General features: G+C 69.0%; 18 protein-coding genes. 3 read left to right on the top strand and 15 right to left on the bottom strand.

The window, feature by feature from the left end:
• Positions 1-32: 32 nt before the first annotated feature.
• The 10 genes from O7634_RS27975 to O7634_RS27930 form a co-directional block, all read right to left on the bottom strand.
• Entirely contained in the window at positions 33-491 is a 459-nt protein-coding gene (locus tag O7634_RS27975; RefSeq protein ID WP_278153113.1) for a hypothetical protein, read from the bottom strand.
• A complete protein-coding gene (locus O7634_RS27970) occupies positions 488-2,938 on the bottom strand; it encodes an AAA family ATPase (protein ID WP_278153112.1) in 2,451 nt (816 codons plus the stop codon). The genes O7634_RS27975 and O7634_RS27970 overlap by 4 nt, the downstream gene beginning before the upstream one ends.
• 192 nt (positions 2,939-3,130) lie before the next feature.
• Positions 3,131-3,967, bottom strand: a complete 837-nt coding sequence (locus O7634_RS27965; protein WP_278153111.1) for an RNase H family protein — start codon at positions 3,965-3,967, stop codon at positions 3,131-3,133.
• Positions 3,968-4,011: 44 nt separating this feature from the next.
• Positions 4,012-4,629, bottom strand: coding sequence for a hypothetical protein (locus O7634_RS27960; RefSeq protein WP_278153110.1), 618 nt, complete (start codon positions 4,627-4,629; stop codon positions 4,012-4,014).
• A gap of 45 nt (positions 4,630-4,674) precedes the next feature.
• The gene (locus O7634_RS27955) at positions 4,675-6,450 is read right to left on the bottom strand and encodes a DUF6119 family protein (RefSeq protein ID WP_278153109.1); all 1,776 of its coding nucleotides are present in this window, start codon (positions 6,448-6,450) and stop codon (positions 4,675-4,677) included.
• 101 nt (positions 6,451-6,551) lie between these two features.
• Positions 6,552-7,076 carry a DUF4352 domain-containing protein gene (locus O7634_RS27950; protein WP_278153108.1) on the bottom strand — a complete coding sequence of 175 codons (525 nt, stop codon included), beginning with the start codon at positions 7,074-7,076 and terminating at the stop codon, positions 6,552-6,554.
• Between the two features lie 370 nt (positions 7,077-7,446).
• Positions 7,447-10,638 carry a type I restriction endonuclease subunit R gene (locus tag O7634_RS27945; RefSeq protein WP_278153107.1) on the bottom strand — a complete coding sequence of 1,064 codons (3,192 nt, stop codon included), beginning with the start codon at positions 10,636-10,638 and terminating at the stop codon, positions 7,447-7,449.
• Between the two features lie 48 nt (positions 10,639-10,686).
• Positions 10,687-11,877 (bottom strand): restriction endonuclease subunit S, encoded by a 1,191-nt coding sequence (locus O7634_RS27940; RefSeq protein ID WP_278153106.1) that lies wholly within the window; start codon positions 11,875-11,877, stop codon positions 10,687-10,689.
• Complete coding sequence (locus O7634_RS27935) at positions 11,874-13,445, bottom strand: class I SAM-dependent DNA methyltransferase (RefSeq protein WP_278153105.1); 1,572 nt, start codon at positions 13,443-13,445, stop codon at positions 11,874-11,876. The genes O7634_RS27940 and O7634_RS27935 overlap by 4 nt, the downstream gene beginning before the upstream one ends.
• 65 nt (positions 13,446-13,510) lie before the next feature.
• The gene (locus O7634_RS27930; RefSeq protein ID WP_278153104.1) at positions 13,511-15,547 is read right to left on the bottom strand and encodes an SAM-dependent DNA methyltransferase; all 2,037 of its coding nucleotides are present in this window, start codon (positions 15,545-15,547) and stop codon (positions 13,511-13,513) included.
• Positions 15,548-15,810: 263 nt separating this feature from the next.
• Here O7634_RS27930 and O7634_RS27925 point away from each other — a divergent pair, with 263 nt between their 5' ends.
• Positions 15,811-16,335 (top strand): hypothetical protein, encoded by a 525-nt coding sequence (locus tag O7634_RS27925; RefSeq protein ID WP_278153103.1) that lies wholly within the window; start codon positions 15,811-15,813, stop codon positions 16,333-16,335.
• A 90-nt stretch (positions 16,336-16,425) separates the two neighbouring features.
• On the opposite strand, the gene O7634_RS27920 is transcribed toward O7634_RS27925, so the two are convergent.
• On the bottom strand, positions 16,426-16,617 hold the full coding sequence (locus O7634_RS27920) for a DUF397 domain-containing protein (RefSeq protein WP_278153102.1): 192 nt from the start codon (positions 16,615-16,617) through the stop codon (positions 16,426-16,428).
• A complete protein-coding gene (locus O7634_RS27915; protein ID WP_278153101.1) occupies positions 16,610-17,497 on the bottom strand; it encodes a helix-turn-helix transcriptional regulator in 888 nt (295 codons plus the stop codon). The genes O7634_RS27920 and O7634_RS27915 overlap by 8 nt, the downstream gene beginning before the upstream one ends.
• 225 nt (positions 17,498-17,722) lie before the next feature.
• Here O7634_RS27915 and O7634_RS27910 point away from each other — a divergent pair, with 225 nt between their 5' ends.
• On the top strand, positions 17,723-18,022 hold the full coding sequence (locus O7634_RS27910; RefSeq protein WP_278153100.1) for a DivIVA domain-containing protein: 300 nt from the start codon (positions 17,723-17,725) through the stop codon (positions 18,020-18,022).
• On the top strand, positions 18,022-18,273 hold the full coding sequence (locus tag O7634_RS27905; RefSeq protein ID WP_278153099.1) for a hypothetical protein: 252 nt from the start codon (positions 18,022-18,024) through the stop codon (positions 18,271-18,273). Before O7634_RS27910 ends, O7634_RS27905 begins: the two co-directional genes overlap by 1 nt.
• A 27-nt stretch (positions 18,274-18,300) precedes the next feature.
• On the opposite strand, the gene O7634_RS27900 is transcribed toward O7634_RS27905, so the two are convergent.
• Genes O7634_RS27900 through O7634_RS27890 form a run of 3 tightly spaced genes read right to left on the bottom strand, consistent with a single transcriptional unit; the run spans position 18,301 to position 21,566 of the window.
• Positions 18,301-20,754 (bottom strand): tetratricopeptide repeat protein, encoded by a 2,454-nt coding sequence (locus O7634_RS27900; RefSeq protein ID WP_278153098.1) that lies wholly within the window; start codon positions 20,752-20,754, stop codon positions 18,301-18,303.
• Positions 20,690-21,301, bottom strand: coding sequence for a DUF6879 family protein (locus O7634_RS27895; protein WP_278153097.1), 612 nt, complete (start codon positions 21,299-21,301; stop codon positions 20,690-20,692). The genes O7634_RS27900 and O7634_RS27895 overlap by 65 nt, the downstream gene beginning before the upstream one ends.
• Positions 21,294-21,566: a hypothetical protein gene (locus tag O7634_RS27890; protein ID WP_278153096.1), complete on the bottom strand. Its 273-nt coding sequence runs from the start codon at positions 21,564-21,566 to the stop codon at positions 21,294-21,296. Before O7634_RS27890 ends, O7634_RS27895 begins: the two co-directional genes overlap by 8 nt.
• Between the last annotated feature and the right edge of the window lie 29 nt (positions 21,567-21,595).

Here is a 21,595-nt window from a genome sequence, read left to right as displayed (position 1 = left end):
GCGTAGTGTCCAAACGCGAGTGACTGATCAGGTCACATGTTCGGGGCGAGCGGGCCAGGACGCCGCGGTGACCGGCGGGTGTGGAATTCGTTCGGGGTGCGGGCGGTCGGTTCGAGTTGCGCGAGCAGGGTGCTCACCTCGGTGTGCAGGCGACGCAGCTCCGCCGCTGTGGGGGCCAGCTCGTAGCAGTGGTGGTGCGTGGCGGCGGAGAGGCTCGCCCAGGCGAACGCCGTTCGGCGGGCGGTTTCGGTGCCCGGGCCGAGCCGACCGCGTAGCATCAACTGCTTCGCGCGGCCCTGCCGGCACGCCGCCACGGCCGGCCTCACCCGCCGCCAGTAGGCGTCGATGCCACCTTCGAGGGCGAGCCGGATCAGACAGGCGCAGGCCTGCGGCCACCAACCGGCGCTCACCGCCGCGGCACCGAGCAGACCGGACCCGCGCAACAACTGATCGGCCGCCGCGAGGCAGCGCTGCGGCGTCGGCGCGGTCACGACAGTGCCCCCGCGAGGAGGCGGGCGTCCGCGACGAGCCCGGGCAGGTCCGTCAGGTTCGCCCCGTGCACGCCCTCCCGACACGCCTGGTAGGCGTTGACGGCCCGTCGTCCGTGCCGGCGCAGCAGCTCGTTGCGCACGTCGCCACCCCGATCTGGGTTGTCGAACAGCGCCAGGGCGACCGTGGTGGCCAGCCGCCGGGACGCGTCCTCGATGGCCGCCTCGATGTCGGCGTGCGGGACAGCCCGCGCCACCCGGGCCCGCCACACCGCCCGGTGGCAGGCCGCCTCGACCGCGGAGCGACACAGCTCGGCGACCACCGGCCCGCGTACCTCGGCGGGGATCTCCTCGTTGCGCGCCAACGCGTGTGCGTCGTCCAGGTAACGGGTGACCGGGTCGGAGCCGGGCCGCAACGTCACCACCGACTTCTCCGCGCGGGTCACCTCGACGATGCGGGCGTCGCCGAGGCCGAGCCGGGTGACCGCGTCGGGCAGCCGGGTGTCGTGGGTGAAGACCACCACCTGCCGGTCCTCGGCCAGCTCGGCGAGCACCCGGGCGAAACCGTCCACCTTCGACGGGTCCATGCTCTGCACCGGGTCGTCGACCACGATGAACCGGAACGGGCTCTCCGGAGCGCAGCTACGCGGCAGGAACGTCGCCAACCCGAGCGCCTGCATCTCGCCCTGACTCATCACCCCCAGCGCGGTGCCGTTGTCGGCGCCGTCCACGCTGACCGGAAAGACGACACGCCGCCGGGTGTTCGTGCCCTCCAACGTCATCGACCCCAGCTCGACGTTGCTCTCCTGCCGCAGTTGCGCCCAGATCCGCTGCGAGTGCTCGGCGAACGGCGCTACCCGCTCGTTGCGGATCTCCGCACTGACGTCCTTCAGCCAGGCGCGCGCGGCCTTCAATCGGGCCAGGGTCGCCTCGCGCGGCGCAAGCCCGTCGGCGACGGCCACCCACGCGCGCACGTCGGCCGCCGCCGCCCGCCAGCCGGTGTCGCGCTGCCGCAGGAACCCCTCGGCGTACGCGCGGGCCGCGTCCGCCGCCGCCACCACCGCCGGGTACCGCGCCGCCAGGTGGTCGGCCAACTCGGCCGGTTCTCCGGGTACGCGCCGCAGTGCGGCCACGGCGTCGCGCAGCGCCCCGACCGTCGGCTCCGACCCGGCGCCCTCAGGCACGCTGAGGTCGTCGATCAGGTGGTGCGTCTGCCGCAGCAGAGCGGTGAGTCGGTTCGCCGCGGCCTGGGCGGCGACGCTGCGCTGTCGCAGCTCGGTCAGCGACTGCGCGACGGCGGTACGCCACCCACCGTCGAGGGTGCCGGTGGCGCAGACCGGACACGGGCCGTCGCCCTCATCCTCGTGATGTTCGAGGGCGAGACAGAGCAGCTCGGCGCTACGCAGCGCCGCCCGGGACCGACCACCGTCGTAACGCAGAGCCTCGGTCGCCGCCTCCCGCAGCTGACCGGCCAGCCGGGTCACCTCGTCGACCGGCGGCGGGGCGAGGTCGGCGAGTTCCCGGCAGAGCAGCACCTCCCGGTCGGTGGTCGCCTCGTCCGGCTCGTCGAGGATCGCCGTCACCGCGCCGAGGTCGACAGCGCCCCGCCCGCGCAGCAGTGCGGCGGTCCACCGGGCCCGGTCGTCGGCGATGTCGGTGAGCGCGTTGGCCAGGGCGGCACGCTGTGCGCGTACCTCCTTGATGGTGGTGTCGTGCGGCCGGGCGGCGCGCAGCAGACGCTGGTCGGCGTCGCTGAGCGCGTCCAGCCCGAGGATCGCGAAGAGCGCGTCGAAGAGCTGACTCTGCGTGCCGGCGGCGAGCTTGCCCAGCTCGGCGGCGGTGAGGAACGGCCGGTACAGCTCCAGTGGACGGGCCAGACCCAGGTCGGAGAGGCCGGCGTGCCGACCCCGGGCGCTGGTGACTGTCACCTCGGCGTCGGCGAGCTCGGCCCCGACCGGCCAGGCCCGGTGCACCCGGGTCGGCGTGGCCACCCCGTCGACGCGCAGCTCCACGTCGACCCAGCACGGGTCCGGGTTGTGCAGGTTGCGCCACCCTGTACGCCAGACGCTGGTCTTGTCGGCCCACCGGGCGCTGTCCCCGGTGAGGGCGAGCTCAGCGGCCTCGGCGAAGCTGGATTTCCCGGAGCCGTTGTGGCCGACGACCAGTGTGAAACCCGGTCCGGGGCCGATCTGGATGGTCCGCTCCGGGCCGACGCCGCGGAACCCGGCGACGGTCACCGACTTCAACCAGATCCGTTCCGCCGGACCGTCGTCGGTGCGGGAGTGGCCCTCGAGCTGGGTGGGGGTGCCGGCGAGCGCGGCGGTCAGGTTGTCCTCGCCGGTCAGGGCGGCGAGGACCAGCTCGGCGGTCTCGGTCGGGACATCGTCGTTGGCGAGCCGGTCGAAGATCAGATCGATCAGAGGGGTGGTGGGCTGCGCAGGCTCGGTCATTGTCGTCTCCAGGCGTGTGGTGTCCGCGGGCCGACGGTTCGTCGGCCCGCCCGGGGTGAGCGGTGGAAGTGGGAAGTCCGCTGTCGGCCCGGCTGGGGCTCGGGAGGTGGTGATGGTGGTTGGACGCTGTCGAGCTGATCTCGCAAACGAATCAGTGGTCCAGCGCCGGCCGCTCCGGGCGCCCGGGAGGGTTCAGAGCGTGGCGTTCGCGTGCCAGTCGCGCAGGAACGCGTCGACCAGGGCGTGCGCCCGAGGACGCAGGTCGAAGGACTCCTCCCGCCGACGGCGGGCCATGTGCGACAGGCCGTCGGCGGCCTCGTTGAGGGCGTGGCCGCTGTGCCCCTTGACGTGCGCGAACGTCAGGTCGGGACGGTGGGCCACCTGCTCGGCGAGCCGGACCAGGGTCGGTTTGTCCGACCAGCGGCGCTGCCGCAGGCTGTAACCGGTGGGCATCGCGTCGGTCTCGCCAGCCTGCCAGCGGTGCAGGTACCGCACGGCCGTCAGGCTGTCCAGCAGCACGGTCATGCCCGCTGGCACCTCGTCAAACCCGGCGAGGAGATAGTCGACCGCGCGGAGTTCGTCGACGAGCACCCGGGACCTGCCGGTCGGGTCGAGCCGGCCGGTGCCCCGCCCGAGCAGACCGTAATGACCGTCGCTGACCACGTACCCGATGCCACCGGCGCGGCCCTTCCAGCTGGCGTCGGTAGCCGCCACCAGCGGAAGCGGCGCCTGCGCCCAGCGGAGCACCCGGCCGCGCCCGCGCTGCTGGCCGGGAAGCGGCAGGCAGTCGGCCTTGCGAGCAGCGTGCTCGGTGTGCGCAGTGGCGAGGCGCTCGGCGGTGTCGAGCAGTTCGCCGGCGGAGGTCAGCTCGTCGTAGTGGGCGGCGGTGAGGGCGAGGTGGACCGCATCACCGATGCGCTGGCAGCCGTCGCAGCGGGTGGCGCGGGTGTAGGGGCGGAGGATGAGGACGCGGTCGTGCAGGGGCGGGGGGAGTTGGGTCAGGGCGCGGAGGAACTCATCGGGGCGCACGACGCCTCCTGACGTCTTGTGAAGGGGACACAGTCATTGGGGTCTCACAGCTCCGACACGTCGGTCACGACGGCGGTCAGCTTGTCGCCGGAGCGCTTCGTGCTGGCCGTCTCCTCCTGCTGCACGGACGCGGAGTCGCCGGTCACCTCGAAGGTGTTGATGACCGGGTCCTCCGCACCCTTGACCTCGTACGTCACCTCGTAGGTGCGGGACGGGTCGAGGCCATCGCCGGTGTAGGTGACGTCGATGCGGTAGGTGATGTTGCAGCCGGCGCTGCCGAAGCACTTCTTCCGCAGCGTCTTGACCTGGAGCTTGAAGTCGCCCTTCGTCGGGGTGTCGTAGACGGGGGCGGGCGGTGCCGTCGTCGCGGGCGCGGTCGTCGGTGCGGCGGCAGTGGTCGGGCCGGACGCGCTGGGGCGCGACTGGGAAGCGGCGGTGGAGGGGGCCTTGCCCTGATCGGGCGACTCCTCACCGTTCGTCGTGGCCAGCAGTACACCGCAGCCGCCGAAGCAGAGCAGCAGCACCAGGACGGCGGCACCGGCGATGATCCACCGAACCTTGGACTTCTTCTGAGTGACGGGCTCCGGGTTGGTGGTGCTCACGGTTTCGGGCTGCGCCGGGGGTTCGGCCTGCGGATCCGGCTGGTGCTGAGGCTCGGTCATGGTTCTCTCCTTTGTTGAGCGGGTGGAGCTGATGTCGTGAACGGATCAGGCGGACGGGATGCCGACGACCTCGACCTCGACGCCCTCGTTGCGCAGGGACTTCATCGCCCGGTAGAGCGCGACCTGGGCGAAGGTGAAGAGCGAGTCCACGGTCAAGGGCTTGCCGGAGCCGAGGGCGATCGCGTAGATGACCTTGCGGGGCTGGAAGCCGGGGTCGATGACGCGTGCCGACGGCTGCTGACGGACCATCTCGGCCAGCGAGGTGCGGGCGTCGGCCTCGTACCGCAGGGCGTCGACCGACACCTCGCCCTGTGCGAAGAGGTGGCTCAACGCCGAGCTGCCCTTGGCGCGCTTGACATGGATCAGCTCGTCGTCGGGTCCGAGCAGGTCGCAGGCCTCGATACCGCGGTTGTGCTGGCTCGTCCGCAGCAGCCGCCGGTCCAGCAGGGTCAGCCCGCAGACCTTCGCGGCGTGGATGTTGTACGCCTCCTCGTCCGGCAGGTCGGTGGTCCAGGCCGGGAGTGCGATGCTGGCCGGCCTGGCCAGGATCTGCTCGATCTCGTCGTAAAGGAACGCGCGGTGCCGGTCGCCGATCTCGTACCAGCCGCCCTCGTGCAGCAGGAGCTGACTCGCACCGTGGGCGAGCTGCGCAGTGATCCACCGTGACGCGGACGTCGAGTCGATCTTCTCGTCTCCGGCCGCGTCCGCGTAGAGGTTGACGCGTCCGTTGCAGAGCGACGTCCACCGCTCGCCGTCCGGGACGCCCTCGGTCTGCGAGAGCACGTCTGCCAGCGTGAGCTCCGTGAGGTGCACCGGGCGGAGGCCGGACTTCGGCACTCGCAGCTTGTACGACTGGATCCGCTCGATCTCACTGAAGACCCGGCCCGGCACGGCCAGCCCGACCTCCGCCGGATCGGGCAACCTGAGCAGCCGGTCCAGCTGCTCCTCCACCTGCGACAGCCGGGGATCCCGGGCCGGCACCGGTCGGATCTGGGTGATGAACTCCAGGTCAGCGAAGGGTGCCTCCTGCTTGCAGACCCGGTCGATCTCCCGCAGGTCGGCGAGCAGACTCGTGGGTTCGACGCCGAGGTGGATGCGCAGGGTGTCGCTGCCCTCGACCGGGGTGGCCTTGCCCGTGGACCGGCAGGCGGTGAGGTTCGGGTTGAACGCCCGCCCGCAGACCTGGCCGACGATCTCGCCCCACTTGTCGATGCCGTACATCCGGATGTGTTGACCGCCCGGGACCATGTTGCGGTCGACCCGGCCGGTGGTGCCGAACACCCGCCGTCGTACCTGCTTGATCTGCTCCGGAGCGAGGGAGCGCACCGCGAAGCCGATCCCGAAGCCCGGGTTGGCCAGGTCCAGATCCACCATGTGGCGGCCGACGGTGCCGTAGGCCAGTGCGTAGACGTGCTCGTCGACCGCGACGAGCAGCGCGGCACCGCCGCTGCTGAACCCCAGGTCAGTCTCCTCCCCGGTCAGCCGGACGAGTGCATCGCACCAGTCGGCCCGCTGGCGCGACACCGTCCCGTGCACCAGCAGCGCCGGTGCGCCGGCGACCAGGCGCTCCTCGATGCGGAAGTCGTGCTGCCGCACGTAGCGGTGGTTCACCGCTTCATGCAGGCCCTCGATGGTCGGCGTCACCCGTTCGAGCTGGTAGACCGACGTCAGGTAGGTGCCCTCCGGTCGCTCGGGCAGGTCTAGGTCGAAGAGGGTGGGTGCTTCGTACGGAGGATGGGTGACGTCCTTGCGGACGTCACGGCGGTTGGTCTGTCTGGTCGTGGCGACTCTGGTCGTGGTCGGCTGGCTCGCACGGCGCACGTCGATCTCCTCGCGTTGAGAATCGGGGTGGCGGTGGTGCGGGGGGAGGGGTGCTCCGAGGACGGGCTTCGCGGGTCCCGCCCTCGGCGCGGGCAGTCAGCTCACAGGGTGACGTCGACGCCGCCGGAGAACGGCGAGTCGTGCAGCTCGAGCTTGGTGAGCTTGACGTTCTTCGGGATGTCGAAGACCACGACGCCGGTCACCTGGTTGCCGGGGTTGATGTCGTTGAGGAACGTCTCGGCGTTCTTGTTGGCGTAGATGGCCGCGCCGGAGTCGGCGGAGTACTCCGTGCCGTCGGCCGCGTACGCCTTCTGGCTGCTGCCGTCGAACATCTGCGCTTCCTTGCCGATGTTCTTCACGTTGATCGTGACCAGGCAGAACTGGCCCTGCGCCTTTTGGTCGAGCGGGGCGCTGCCGACCTTGGCCACGCCGCACTTGGACGACTTGACCGTGAACTCGAACTTCCCGTCCCGGGCCGGCTCGCCGACCTTCGCGGTCTTCGGCTTGTCGTCACCCTTGGCGCCGCCCGCGTCGGCCTTGCCGGTCGCGTCATCGGTGCTGCCGGCACCGCAGCCGAGCGCGATGAGGCCGGTGGCGAGCAGGGCGAGGGTAGCGATCTTGCGCATGGTGAAGCTCCTGTCGGAAGAAGGGGGATTGCTTGTCGACTCGCCGGATCGGCGCATCGTCGACGCCCATGAATCACAACAGGAGCCACGACCTGGAGTCCAGCGCGTGGGCTTCGAAGAGCTGATAACCCTGGTTATCAGCAATTTCTCGTGTAGCACCCTCTGCGCTTCGAGCTAACGGCGGCGCAAGCTAGTGGTGTTTCCGAGACAGGGAGGTGCAGACGTGCTTGAGGCGAGCGCAGACCTCGTTGCGCTGCCTGAGAGTGACGTGCTGGTGGGAGTGCGGCGCCCGTCGCCGCGTGGCGTGTCTTGCAAACGAGAACCGCTCACCGTGCCCTCAGCAGTTCGCCGAGGTCCGAGTTCGTTGTGGCTATCTCGCGGTCGCCCGGGGTGACCACTCGTTGGCGAAGGTCTCCATCTGGCGGATGACCAGGTCGACGGCGGCGCGTTCGTGGTCCGGCGGGTAGTCGTAGCGGGCCAGCAGGCGTCGGATGTGGCTGCGGAGCTTGGCGCGTACCGGCTCGCGGGAGAACCAGTCCACGGTGATCGACGACTGGATCGACGTCACCAGCTCACGGGCGATCTGCGCGAGGGTGCCGACGCCCATGAGCTCCGTCGCGGCGCCGTTCTGCGCGACGGCGTCGTAGAAGGCCAGTTCGGCGTGGTTGAGCGGGGGGTCGAACTGCTGGCCGCGTCGGGCGTCGGCGGACACCTGCTTGGCCAGCTCGACCAGCTCGACGATCAGCTGTGCGCTGGTCAGCTGCTGACGCATGTAGCGGTTCATCAGGTCTTCGAGCAGGGCGGAGAAGCGTTCCTGACGGACCACGTTGTGCTTGGTGACCTCGCGCATCTTCCGCTCGATCAGCCGGCGTAGCGCAGCGGCGGCAAGGTGCGGGGTCTCCGAATTTTGCAGGCGCTCCAACGCCACCCCGTTGAGCTCGGTGATGTCGAGCTTGCCGAGGCCCGCCTCCTCGTAGATGTCGGTGATGTCAGCGGCGTCGACCACCTCGGCAGCGAGCTGGGACAGGTAGCGTTCCACCTCGGCCGTGTTGGGTAGGCCCTTGGCCTCCCGGTCGGCAGCCTCCTCCTTGACGATCCAGACCCGGACGTCGCGGAAGTAGTGGATGTCGCGGCGCATGCGCTGAATGTCGCCGGCGCGCTCGGTGAAGTCGCGGCTGGTCGCGCAGAGGGTGTAGAACCGTTCCAGCCGGCCCGCTGAGTCACGGAAACGCCGGTGCAGAGGCTTCGTGCCGGGTTCGACGTCGTTGCCGGGGGTTCGCGGGTTGCGCAGGAAGTTGGCAGCCTTCTTCACCGCCCGGCGCCAGCGGGTCGGGTCCGTCTCGTCGTCCAGGATCTCCCGCCAGTTGACCGGGGTGAGCATGGCCTCGAGGACGGAGATCTCGTTGTGCACCTCACTGATGGCCCGCTCGATCTCGCGGCCGAGGGTCTGGTCCTCCTGGTCGCTGGGCGTGTACTCGGTGAGCGCCTTGCGCAGGTTCTCGGTCAGCGGGGCGTAGCCGACCAGCAGCCCGTCCTGCTTCTCCCTGAACCGGCGGTTGACCCGGGCGAGCGCCTGCATCAGGTTGGCGCCCTTCATCGGCCGGTCCATGTAGATGGTGTGGATCGGCGGCGCGTCGTAGCCGGTGAGCAGCATCGAGTGCACGATGAGCAGCTCCAGCTCGTCGTCCGGGTCCTTGGCGCGGGCCTGGATGGTCTTCTGCTGCGACGGGCGCAGATGGTGCGGGCGCAGCACCTCCTTGTCGCTGGGCACCCCATGGAAGACGATCTTCATCTTGCCCTTGTCGACGGCGGGGTCCGCCCAGTCGGGCCGTAGCTCCTTGAGAGCGTCGAAGACGCGGACGCAGATTTCCCGCGTCGCGCAGACCAGCATCGCCTTGCCCGGACCGCCGAGCTGCGGCCGCATCAGCTCCCGCCGCTTCTCCCAGTGCTCGACGAGGTCATTCGCGAGGGTGTCGACCCGATCGGGGGCGCCGTAGACGGTGTTCATGGTGGCCGCGTACGCCTCGGCCCTACGCCGCTCGGCGTCGTCCAGGCTGGCAGTGAGCTGTTCCACCTGTTCGTCGATGCTCTCCGGGTCGATGTCCGGCGGCAGCGACACCGGAATGATCCGCGGCTCGTGGTAGACCCGCACGGTGGCCTCGTCGTCGACGGCACGCTTCAGGTCGTACACGTCGATGTAGTCGCCGAAGACGGCGCGGGTGTTCACCTCGGCGCTGGCGATCGGGGTGCCGGTGAAGGCGATGAACGTGGCGTGCGGCAGCGCGTCGCGGAGGTGTCGGGCGTAGCCGTCCAGGCTGTCGTAGTGGCTGCGGTGCGCCTCGTCGACGATCACCAGGATGTTGCGGCGGTCGGAGAGGAGCGGATGCGGCCTCCCGGCGTCGCGCTCTTCCTTCGTACGCCCGAACTTCTGCAAGGTGGTGAAGATGATGCCGCCAGCGTTGCGGTTCGACAGCTTGTTCCGCAGTTCGGCGCGGGTCTCGGCCTGCTCCGGCTCCTGGCCCAGCAGTGTCTGGCTGTCGAGGAACGTGTCGAAGAGCTGGTCGTCGAGGTCGGTGCGGTCGGTGAGCACCACGATGGTCGGGTTCTTCAGAGCGGGGTGGCGGGCGGTCATCGCCGCCGTGCACACCATCTCCTCGGACTTGCCGGACCCCTGGGTATGCCAGACGACGCCCGCCTTTCCGTCGCTCTGCGACGCCCGCACGATGCACTCGACGGCCCGGATGACCGCAAAGTGTTGGTGGGCCTTCGCGATCCGCATCGCCTTGGACGTGAAGTTGACGAACCCGCCGGTCAGCTCCAGGAAACGCCGCTGGTTGAACAGGCCGTAGAGGGCGACGATCAGCGCTTCCGGGCCGTCGTAGTCCGGCGAGGTCGTGTCGACGCGTTCGCCCTCGTCGTCGATGTTCCACGGCGCGAAGTGCTCGTACGGGGTGAACGGGGTGCCGTACTTCGCGGTGACCCCGTCGGAGACCAAGCACAGAACGGTGTGCCGGAAGGCGAGCGGGAACTCCGCGAGGTACGCCTGAAGCTGGGCGTGCGCGCCGGTCAGGGTGGCGTTCTCGTCGGCGGCGTTCTTTAGCTCCACGATCGCGACCGGCAGACCGTTGAGGTACAGCACGATGTCGAACCGGCGCCGGAAGTCGCCGTCGACGATCACAACCTGGTTGACCGCCCGGTAGACGTTGCGGCCGGGGTCGTCCAGGTCGGCCAGGCGCACGGTGGGGTTGTGCTCGGCACCGAACGCGTCGGTGTACGTGATCGAGCGGATGCCGTGGACCAGCCGCTCGTGTGCCGCTCGGTTCTCGGCGAACGCCTCCCGGGAGGCCACGTCGGTAGCGGCCCGCACCGCGTCGGCGACCGCCGTAGGCGGCAGGTCGGGGTTGAGCCGCTCGACCGCGGCCCGCAGGTCCTCGACGAGCACGAGGTCAGCCCAAGACTGCCGTTGCCCAGACCCTGGCGCGAAGTCCTTCCCGGCGCCCGGCTCCCACCCGAGCTCACCGAGCTGATCCAGCGCAAGCGCCTCCCAGTCCGCCTCGCTCATCCAACCGCCCGCACCCATCGCAGCCCCTCCCCGTGAACAGTTGCCTACCTAAACCGCTTCTTCTACTGCCTTCTCGGCGTCCCTGACCCGCAACCGCCCCGACATCAGCTCCGGCAGCAGCCTGTCCCGTAGCTCTACCAGAACCCGGTTCTCCCGCACGGCAGCATGCGCGCGTAGCCTGGCCTGAAATGCAAGGACCTCAAATCTGTCCCGGTGTTCGTCCATCGCTATCGGAACCGGTACGGTTAAGAATTTTTCGGCACGTACCGCTGGATACGCGCTACCCTCAGCAACGCTTTCGAGGTATAAGACGAACTCGTCTCTCCTGGCGCTCTCGTAAAGAAATGCGGGACCAACGCTGCGGGGAGTGATGACTGCGAACCCCGTGGAGGCGACGAGTAGCGGGTCCTCGTCGAGCACGAGAGCGCGGGACCGGCGGTTCGGTCGAACGGTGGACCAGATAGTGTCGCCTGGCGAAATCCCCCGTCGGGCCCGAGCGGGCGCCTCATCCCAAGAGGTGAGTTCTGGCCAATTAAATCTGCCGTCGCCGACGCTTGCGATATCTATATATCGCAGGCTTCCGCCTGTAATTGGTTTGACAGATTTCGTGTTAACAGCCGCAATTTCGCCCAGCTCAATGGTGCCGATGCTGTTTCTTGCAACGATGTTCTCGAAGAGCGCTGCGCAGAATTGATCGACCGTTGTCGCGATGCGGTCGTTGACCGCAATCTTGTCATCCAGGGCGGTGAGAACGGAGATTATTATGTGCTGATCCTGCAGACGTGGAATCGGCACCTGTAGTCGCGACAGATCGCTTCCCCGGATGCCGGCAGCGGCGACTTGGTGGATGATCGGTTCTATCAATTCGCGGCCAAGCGCAGATCGGAAGTAGTAGTAGTAGTAGCGAGGATTCGCCCTTGTGGGGTCGAGTCGGACGCGCATCAAATGACTTTCCCATGTGCGCGGCTCGGAACCTGCTGCAATGTAGATGCACCTTCCGGCACCTTCAAATTTCAGCGATTGCCGCACGAAGAGCAGGTCACCCTCCTCCAAGAGGTACCGTTGTCGCTCTGAGGCGGATAGAGGAACGCGCTCACACTCTTGATCGGCGATGACGTCGTACTTGAAGGCCTCTCCCATGTTCACCATAGGGACGCCGCTTCCTCGCGTTGCCGACGGATAGCTAACGCCGTTCCGCAGCGGAGCCGCGAAAAGTTCCTGGAACTCGGCGAATATCACCGCGTTACCTCGCCGAGGCGAACGCGAAGAACAGCTTCAAGACGAGCCGACTCGTCGAAGTGGGCGTACAGCTCCTTGGTGAGGCGTTCGATACGGTCGGCGAGCGGCTCGGCGTCCGGGTCCTCTTCGGCTTCGGCGGCACCGACGTAACGGCCGGGGGTCAGCACGTGGTCGCGCGCGGCCACCTCGTCGAGCTTCGCGGAGTAGCAGAAGCCGGGCACATCCTCGTACGTCTGGCCCTTGGTCTTGGCGGACTTGGTGCCGCGCCAGGCGTGGTAGGTGTCGGCAATCTTGGCGATGTCGTCGTCGGTGAGGACGCGTTCGGTGCGGTCGACCATGGTGCCGAGGGCGCGGGCGTCGATGAAGAGGATCTCGCCGCGCCGGTCGGCCAGCGCCTTCGCGCCTTGCGGGCTCTTGTCCTTGGTCAGGAACCACAGGCAGGCGGGGATCGCGGTGGTGCGGAACAGGTTCGGCGGGAGAGCGACCATGCAGGCCACCACGTCCGCCTCCACCATCGCCCGGCGGATGTCGCCCTCGCCGGACTGCTTGGAGGACATCGAGCCGTTGGCGAGGACGACGCCCGCACTGCCACGGTCGCCCAGCTTGAAAAGGATGTGCTGGAGCCAGGCGTAGTTGGCGTTGCTCTGCGGCGGCGTGCCGTAGCGCCAACGCGGATCGGTCTCGCGGCGTGCCCAGTCGCTCATGTTGAACGGCGGGTTCGCCATGACGAAGTCGACCCGCCGGTCCGGGTGCTTGTCGTCGGCGAACGTGTCGGCCCAGCGGTCGCCGATGCCGACCGGATCCATGCCGTGGATGGCGAGGTTCATCTTCGCCAGCCGCCACGTGCGCTCGTTGGCTTCCTGCCCGTAGACGGCGATGTCGTGGGCGTGGTCGCGGCCGGCCCGTGCCTCGACGAACTTCTTGGACTGCACGAACATGCCGCCGGACCCGCAGCACGGGTCGTAGACCCGGCCCTCGTAGGGCTCCAGCACCTCGACCAGAATTCGCACGACGCTGGACGGGGTGTAGAACTCGCCGGCCCGCTTGCCCTCGGCGCGGGCGAAGCGCTCCAGGAAGTACTCGTACGTCTCGCCGAGGACGTCCTGTGCCTTCCGGTCGCCGTGGCCGGTGAAGCGGGCGTCGCTGATCAGGTCGACGAGCTCCTTCAACCGCTTCTGGTCGACGTTGTCCCGGTTGAAGATCTTCGGGAGGACGCCGGTCAGCGCCGGGTTTTCCCGCATGATCACGTCCATGGCGTCATCGAGCAGCTCTCCGACGCCGCTGGGCGCGTTCTCCACCAGGTAGTCCCAGCGGGCGTTCTCCGGAACCCAGAAGACATTCGCGCTGGTGTACTCGTCACGTTCGTCGAGGAACTCGGCGCGGCGGTTCTCCGGGATGTCGGAGAGGCTGTCGGCGATCTGCTCGCGGCGCTCGGCGAACGCGTCGGAGACGTACTTGAGGAAGACCAGGCCGAGGACGAACTCCTTGTACTGCGCGGCGTCCATGGAGCCGCGCAGCTTGTCGGCGGCCTTCCACAGGATGTCCTGGATCTGCTTGGTGCTGGACATGCCGGGCAGCTCGCCCTGTCCGTTGGCACGTTTGCGTGGGGGCACTGGGTATTCCGTTCTCTCGTTCAGGAGTTCGTACCGTACAGAGTGGTGAGGGTGCCGTCGGCGAAGCCGGCTACGGCGAGTTCGCGCAGTTCGGCGAGGAGGGCGGCCTGCCGCCGGAGTAGGCGCTCGCGTTCGTCGAGGCGGCGCAGCACCTCGTCCAGGCGGACCGCCTCGTCCCGGCTCAGGTCGGGAATCGTCACGTCGCGCAGCCGTGGGCCGTGCACCGCACCGGGGCTACGTGCGGTGTTGCGGGCGGTGTCCAGCAGCACTTTCAGCACCCGCGGGGTGAGGGCGTCGCCGGGGGAGATGCGCAGACCACGGGCCGGAAACTCAATTACCGAGAAGCCGTCCTCGTCGAGGAAGACGCCGAACTGGGGCACGACCGTGACCACGAGGTCACCCGGTTCCGTGAGGGCGATGTGTGGGTATTCGGCGGCCAGCGTGAGCCGGTCCATCCAGCGCTTCGACGATTGTGCGACCACCTCCGCCGCGCCGATGACCCGATGGTGACCGCGCGGCCCGGCGTGCTCGGGTGACAGGCGGTGCCCCGGGAGGAGACGGACCCGGCGAGCCGTGCGCAGTGCGCCGAGGGGCAGCTCCCTCGGCCGGCTTCCGTCACGCTGCACCGCCCCGGTGTTCAGGGCACCGTGCTCCTCGGCGTACCGAATCGTCTCTTGCTCGGCGTCGGTGAGACGGCGCTCGACCTCACCGATAAGCGCGGGCCGATCAGCGGCCTGCCGAGAACGCAGGGTCACCGAGGCCGGGCCTGGCGGCCGCAGCGCCGCGCCGCGGCGCAGATCGAGGGCGTCGAGCGGGACGACCAGGCCCGTTCGAGGGTCGTGGCCGTCACGCCGGTGTCCCTCGCCGCGCCACAACAGTATGTCTTCGGCCGCGGCCTCCACCACGCGCTGATCCAGGGCGCCTCCGCTGAGGTCGGCCAGCAGCAGGCGGCCCTGGGTATCCGGGACGGGATCGCGGGTCAGCGTCAAGAGCGCGACGGAGTGGCCAGGGCGGGCCGGAAAGACACCGCCGGGGAGCCGCACCACGGCCTCGACGAGGCCACTGGTCAGCAGGTTCGCCCGCTTGACGATCGCGTCGGTGTCGCGTAGGGCGTCGACCAGACTCGCGGCGGGGCCGACGACGACGGCGGTGCAGCCGGGGCCGAGCCGATCGGCGATGTCGCTGATCCTGGCGAGATCCTCGGCTGGGTCGCAGAGCTCGGCGGGCTGGTAGGGAAGCCTGGTGACGATCGCGTTCACGTCGGCGAACTCGTCGTTCAGGTCGTCCGGGAGCACTGCGAAGTTGAACTCGGGCACGCCGGCCAGCAGCAGGCGGCGGCGGATCAGGCGGGCCAACTCCGGGTCCGGCTGTGCGGCGTTGAAGGTCAACGCGTCCGGCTCCTGATCGACCAGCAGCGCGGCGAGGAGATCGCCGGCGCATGCGTAAGGGTCACCAACCGTCAGGTGGCCGTCGGTGCGCAACCGGCCCGGCACGTCGGCGGCGAGCCGGATCAGCGTGACCAGATGGGGAGTGAGCGCGTCGGTGGCCAGTTCTGGCCAACCGAAGCGAGCACAGTTGCCGAGCAGGAACTGGTAAGCCTGGCTCGCTTCGTAGGCACCCTCGATCAACTGCTCGACCATCCCCGGAAGATCGGCCAACGCCGGGGCCTCCCGCAGGTTGGTGAGCAGGAACTCGTCCTCGGGGTCGAGACGCTCGGCCAGCGGCAGCGGGTCGGCCGGCAGTGGCCTTCCGGCGAGGTGACGCAGGCAGAGGGCGGCACCCAGGGACAGCATCAGACGACGACCGCCGTGCTCACGGGCGTACGCGGCCAGGGTGTGCATCGCGCGTTCGGCGCGCAAGCTGTCGGCGTCGGCGTTGCCGAGCTTGCGGTCCAGCAGCCAGGTGAGGACGGCGTCGGCGGGGAAGAGCGGCTGACCGCCGCTGCCGAAGATCGGGGCGGGGAAGTCGGGGTGCCGGCGCCGCCAGGTCGTCACCACCGGGCGCTCAACCTGCGCCAACAGGGCAATCTCACCGTACGACATCAGGTCGACGGCCACGCTCTCACCTCCCCCGCGATCAAGGAAGCTCACTGTAGTCGCCCTGGTCGCCGTAGTCGACACCACTGCCTGATAACCCCCGTTATCAATTACGCGCTTTGATTTTTCGCGTGGGGGGTGTGTTCTGGTCCGACCAGTGACTGCCGTGGCTCGTCCGGGGCGTGGTCACCTTCGCCAACTCGGCGCGGAAGACCCCCTGAGCATCAGGAGCAGCAAGAGCAAGATCGGCATCAAGATAACTGAGATCGAAGGGCAGGCTGACTGTGCGGTACTACGTGGGCACCTATGGACGGGCCGACCGCTCGTGGCTCGACGAGCAACCCGAGATGACGCGACACTTCAAGGCAGATCCGCAGGACTGGCTGGCAGTCCTCCCCTACGACGTGGCGTTGCGTGACGTGGAGCTGATCAAGGCGGTCACCGAGCCGAAGACGCTGGGGGAGGTGCGCCAATCACCGCTCGCGCTTGCCCTGGTCAAGGCCCGGTTCGATGAGCGGGCGGCCATGGACGGCGAGCCGCCGTTCGATGACCTGGGCGACGAGGTCCCGTTCGACTGGTATGACGAACTCGACGTCTACTGGCGGCCGGATCCCCGGTTGCGGACCGCGGAACTGGCGCCGCCCAGCCTGCTCGCCACCTTCGGCCGGGAAGACCACGCGCACGGCATGGATTACGAGCCGGCGACCTGGTTGCCGCTGGACGACCAGGTCGCCATCGAGGCGGCGCTGCGCGAGCTGGGGCACGAGATGGCCTACGACGACACCCTTCTGGACCGCTACCTGGCGTAAGTCGGTCAGGGAGCCGTGAACTGGCAGCGCTTCAAGATCACCCGGATGGCCGAGTGTGGGGCTGCGGTGTCCCCTCATCGGCGGGCGGAGTTAGCTCCCCTTGGTCGCAGTGACGAAGGCGGACCAGTTGTCCGAGCTGAAGGTGAGGACAGGGCCAGTGTGGTCTTTGGAGTCGCGGACGGCCACGACGCCGGGAAGATTGGTGGCGACCTCGACGCAGTTGCCGCCGTTGTCGCCGCTGCGGGTGCTCTTGCGCCAGACGGCGCCGGTCAGGTCAGTCATGCCGCATCTCCCCGGCGATTCGCTTGATCATGTCTCTTGAGTCTGCCTGATCGAGGGCGAGGGCATCCAGACCCTTCCAGACGTCTTCATAGGCCCGAAGCTCGTCTGGCTTGTCGAGGTAGAGCGCCCCGGTCAGCGACTCGCTGTAGACGACCGACGGTTCCGGGACGGCCCGGCCGCCCTTCGTGGCCGGGAAGTCCAGTAGCACAAAGGAGCCTGCGACCGCACCGGGATGGGGCCCTGCCGCGAGTGGCGCAATGCGAACCGAAACGTTCGGCAGCTCCGATGCTTTGAGCAGGTGAGCAAGCTGCCCAGTCATCACCGTAGGGCCGCCCACAACACGGCGCAGCACCGCTTCGGAGAGGATGGCGTCCAGGTGTGGCGGCTGTGGAAGCCGACGAGTGAGCAGACTCTGACGCTTCAGCCGCACCTCGACCGCCCGCTCGCGCTCCTCGATGCTCAACCGACTCGTGGGTCGGAACAAACCCAATGCGTAGGCGCGGGTCTGCAGCAGCCCGGGGATGAGGTTCTCGCCGTACTCGCGCAGGTGGGCGGCGGCGGATTCCAGCCCCACGTACAGCTCGAACCAGTTCGGCACCGCATCCCCGTACGCATGCCACCAGCCCTTCGACTTCGTCTCCGCGGCCAGCCCGCGCATCGCCTCGGTCATCTCGGGCGACACCCCGTACAGCTCGCACATCGCCTTGACGTCGAGCACCCGGACGGAGCCCTGGCCGCATTCGAGGCGCCAGATCTTCTGCCGGCTGTATTCGAGGGCCTCGGCGGCGGCATCGAGCGTCACCCCGGCCTCGTTGCGGAACTGTCGCAGCAGCCGGCCGAGTTGCCGGCGCGGCACTGTCGATCCGATGTCTTCGGGCATCCGCACACTCCCTGGTTCCGTCACGCAACACTGCGTGACCTGCTCCTGCAACTCCTACGGCTTTCAGCAAAGAAAGTCAATGCACAACGGCGAAATTGCGGTGTGGAACGTTGCGTTTCCACTGCGGACTGTCGCAGGCTGATCACAGCACGGCGGCCGGCCGGTCCCCCCGAACGGCCGCCGTGCATCCCCGAAGATCCCGGCATGGCGGGAAGGCAGGCAGACATGAACGTCAGCAACCAGCGACCAGAGCCGCCGCGCGGCGGCGCGACCTACCGCTCCGCCGCGTACACCGGTCTGTTGCCGTGGCAGGTGCGCGAGCGCCGCTTTCCACCGACCGGGCTCGGGCGTCGCGGTCTGAACCCCGACGACGTGTACGCCTTCCTCGACCGGGTCGCCGTCGACATGGCCGCCGTCTACGCCGCTCTCGCCGAGAGCCGCCTCGAGACGGCCCGGATCAAGGCCGGCCTGCGTCGCCGGCAGGCCGACCACGCCGGCACCCGAAACGAGCGGGGCCAGGCCTGATGAGCCAGCGGTACGTCATCCACCTGCCCGTCGTTGCCACCGACCTGCCCGCCGCGCAACGCCTGGCCCGGGTCATCGGTCGGTGGATGCTGGTGCTGCCGATGGCCGACCCGGGGGAGACCACGGTCTCCGAGGAGGACCAGCAGTTCCTCCGCCATCGGGTCTTCTGCGACCTGCGGCTACCTGGCGGCCGACGCTGCCTCCTGCGCGACGGCCACGACGGCAACTGCTCCCGCCGCTTGCGTCGGTGAGGGGTGCGAAGCCGGAGATAGGCAGAGCTAAAACGACGCCGCGATGTCTTCGCGAAGCGCGGCAGCACGCGGGTCGTCGAACCTGGCCAGCAGTGCGTGAGCCTCCCGCCAGTGCTGGCCGGCCTCCTCGGCGCGACCCGCCGTCGTCAGCGCGCCGCCCAGATGGTGCAGCGTCAGGGCAAGCTGCCAATCGTCCCCGAGCTGCCGGTGCACCGCCGCCGCGCGCAGGTGGAAGGCGATCGCCTCGTCCGCCTGCCCCAGCTCCCGGTACGCCTCACCGGCGCCGTCGAGGGCCATCGCCTCGCGGCTGCGGTCACCGAGCCGACGTTGAATCGTGGCCGCCCGGTGCACGGCCTCCAGCGCCTCGGCGGGCCGGCCGGAGGCGCGCAGCACCCGCGCGTACTCCACCAGCCAGTGCCCCAGCCAGACCTGGCTGACACCCTCGGCGATGGCAATGGCCGACGTGATCGCGGCAAGGGCCTCGTCGGTACGGCCGATTTCCCGCAGGGTCATGCTCAGGAAGAAGAGCGAATTGCCCTCCTGGCCGCGGTCGTCAATCTCCCGCTGCACCGCGAGCGCCCGCTCCAACAGCGCCGCCGCCTCGGTCAGCTCACCCAGCTCGTAGCGGGTCTCGGCGAGGTTGCTGACCAGCAATGCCTGCCACCGCTGGTTGCCGAGCCGTTCAAAGATCGTCAGGCTCTCGCCGAAATGGCTGAGCGCCTCGGTGAGGTGACGGTGGCGCAGGCCCAGCAACCCGAGCGCGTTGATCGACACGGCTGTGCCGTACTCGTCGCCAATCTCCTGACGGATGACCAGCGCGGCCCGGTGGTGTACGGCGGCCTCGGTGAGTTGGCGAGCTTGGAAGTGGGCCTTGCCGAGGCTCTCCAGCGCCTCCGCCTCGCCATGCCGGTCGCCCAGCGTACGGGCTGCGGCCAGTCCGATCCGGGCGGTGGTGAACCAGCCTTCGAAGGCGTTCTGATGCATGAAGACGCTGCGCAGCACCGCCGCCAGTTGCCAGGCGATCCGCGGTCGGCCCGCCTCGGCGGCTGCGCGGGTTGCCGCTACCAGGTTGTCCCGTTCGGCGTCGAACCAGGCGTCCGCCTCGGCGTTGGTCGCGAAGGTGAGCGGCGTGACGTCGGTGGGCGGATCCAACGGTACGGTCCGGTAGAACGGCAGCGTGCGGCTCAGCGCGGCGTCGGCGGTGTGCAAGTACCAGTCCAACTCACGGCGCAGCGCGGCTTGCCGACCCTCCGTGCTCTCCAGATGCCGCACCTGGTCGACCGCGTAGGCGCGCAGGAGGTCGTGGAGTTGGTACCGGCCCGGAGAGCTCTGTTCCAACAGATTCACGCTGACCAGAGCGTCGAGCGGTTGCCGCACCTGGGGCAGCGGCACACCGGTCAGCGCGGCGGCGGCCGGGGCGCTGAAATCCGGCCCGGGGTGCAGCCCGAGCAGCCGGAACAGCCGCGCGGACGTCGGGTTCAGGGCGCGGTAGGACCAGGCGAAGACCGCCCGCACGGCATCGGACTCCTCGTCCTCCTCGGCGGTGAGGGCGTCCCACAGGGCCGACTCGTCGCGCAGATCCTGAATGAGCTCGCCGAGCGGCATGAACGGCCGGCTCGCCGCTCGCTCGGCGGCGATGCGCAGCGCCAGCGGCAACCGGGCGCAAAGACGCGCCAACTCGGTCAGCTCGGCGGGGTCGTCGCCGCTTCGGTAAGGCGAGGTGATGTCGCGTAGCAGGGTGACGGCGTCGTCTTCGGTCAAGATGCGCAGCGTCAGCCGTCGGCCGCCGTCGCGGGTGGTCAGCCCGGAGAGCATGTTCCGACTCGTGACCACGACCAGGCAGCGGTCCGTGCCCGGCAGCAGCGGGCGCACCTGCCGGGCCGATGCGGCATTGTCCAACAGCACGAGTACGCGCCGTCCGGCCAGGCGTGAGCGGTACAGCGCCGCCCGATCATCCAGATCCGCCGGCACCGCCGAGGGCGGAACACCGAGTGCCCGTAGGAAGCGGTCGAGGATCTGATCCGGCTGCGCCGGCTCGCCCGGATCGTATCCGCGCAGGTTGGCGTAGAGCTGCCCGTCCGGGAACCTGCTCCGGACGCTGTGCGCCCAGCGCAGGGCGACCGATGTCTTACCGACACCAGCCGTCCCGGTGATCACCGACAGGCTGACATCGACGCTCTGATCGCCCTCGGTCAGCAGTTGGTTGAGCGTGTGCAGCTCCTCGATCCTGTTGACGAAACCGCGTACGTCACCGGGGAGCTGTTGCGGTCGTTCCTGCGAAGTCACCTCGCCGTGGAAGTGCACGCCGCCGTACACATCACGGGCCTGGACCAGCTCCGCCGGGCCGGACAGCTCGGACCGGTTCACCTGAGCCGGCCGCTGCCCAGGCTCGTCCGAACCGACGCCGTCCACCTCATCACCCCGCGCGGGGAGACCCCATCGGCGCCACCACACGAGCGAAGTACTCGTCCAGGGGTTCACCCCGCTGGTAGAGCGACTCGATGAAGGACTGGCAGCTTCCCACCAACTCGGGGTCACGCCAGCGGCGGGCGGCTGCCAACACGCCGTCGGCGTCGTAGACGGCCTCGTACATCACCTCGGTGCCGAGGGTGTAGATCTCCGGCAGCTGACCGCCTGACTCGGCTGCCGCGACCGCGTCCGCGCGGACCACCCGGGTCAGACCCCCGTACTCGTGCCGCAGCCGCAGCACATGCAGCTCCCACTGCAGGTACGGCGTGAGCGGCTCGTGGACGACCCGTACCCGGCGGGTGGTGAACCCGTTCTCCGCGATCCGCCGGTAGTAGCTCTGGAACTCGGGGCGGCGCGCGTCGAGGATTCGCAGCGAATCCTCCCATCGCCCGTCGGCGAACGCCTGCCATCCCTCGTCGCCAGGCTCCTTGAAGGTCTGCTGCCGTTCCAGCTTCCAGAAGCCCGGAGCGTCGGTCCGCCAGAACCGATCGTCGAAGTCCGCCCAGTAGTCCTCCAGACGGAGCAACTCACCGGGATCACCGCGGAACAGGTCATGCATCGGGTATGTCCACCTTCGCCGCGATCAATGTCGACCGGGGAATGATGATAAGTCGCTCGCCAGGATCCACCGAGACGTCGGCGGGAAGCCGTCCCTGGTAGGCCTCGGTGAGGTCCTGCCCGATTACCGCGATGTCACCGTTGCTCAACTCCCAGACGTCCGGGCAGCTGCCGTCGCCTGAGGTGTTGCCCAGCTCGTGAGAGGACTTGCCCCAGCGGCGGGTGAGCTCGGCGGTAGGGTCCGCTTCCCAGCGCTGTCCGTTCACGGCGACCTCCGGGGTCAGGTGTTCGCGCG

The organism is Micromonospora sp. WMMD1120 (assembly GCF_029626235.1).
Taxonomy (GTDB): domain Bacteria; phylum Actinomycetota; class Actinomycetes; order Mycobacteriales; family Micromonosporaceae; genus Micromonospora.
Note: the sequence above shows the minus strand (reverse complement) of the source record. Positions and strands in the feature narration are given on the sequence as shown.

Excerpts from the sequence above, each read along its gene's own strand:
- O7634_RS27970 (WP_278153112.1), bottom strand. The coding sequence starts at position 2,938 with ATGACCGAGCCTGCGCAGCCCACCACCCCTCTGATCGATCTGATCTTC.
- O7634_RS27960 (WP_278153110.1), bottom strand. The coding sequence starts at position 4,629 with ATGACCGAGCCTCAGCACCAGCCGGATCCGCAGGCCGAACCCCCGGCG.
- O7634_RS27950 (WP_278153108.1), bottom strand. The coding sequence starts at position 7,076 with ATGCGCAAGATCGCTACCCTCGCCCTGCTCGCCACCGGCCTCATCGCG.
- O7634_RS27945 (WP_278153107.1), bottom strand. The coding sequence starts at position 10,638 with ATGAGCGAGGCGGACTGGGAGGCGCTTGCGCTGGATCAGCTCGGTGAG.
- O7634_RS27935 (WP_278153105.1), bottom strand. The coding sequence starts at position 13,445 with ATGTCCAGCACCAAGCAGATCCAGGACATCCTGTGGAAGGCCGCCGAC.
- O7634_RS27920 (WP_278153102.1), bottom strand. The coding sequence starts at position 16,617 with ATGACTGACCTGACCGGCGCCGTCTGGCGCAAGAGCACCCGCAGCGGC.
- O7634_RS27915 (WP_278153101.1), bottom strand. The coding sequence starts at position 17,497 with ATGCCCGAAGACATCGGATCGACAGTGCCGCGCCGGCAACTCGGCCGG.
- O7634_RS27910 (WP_278153100.1), top strand. The coding sequence starts at position 17,723 with ATGAACGTCAGCAACCAGCGACCAGAGCCGCCGCGCGGCGGCGCGACC.
- O7634_RS27905 (WP_278153099.1), top strand. The coding sequence starts at position 18,022 with ATGAGCCAGCGGTACGTCATCCACCTGCCCGTCGTTGCCACCGACCTG.
- O7634_RS27895 (WP_278153097.1), bottom strand. The coding sequence starts at position 21,301 with ATGCATGACCTGTTCCGCGGTGATCCCGGTGAGTTGCTCCGTCTGGAG.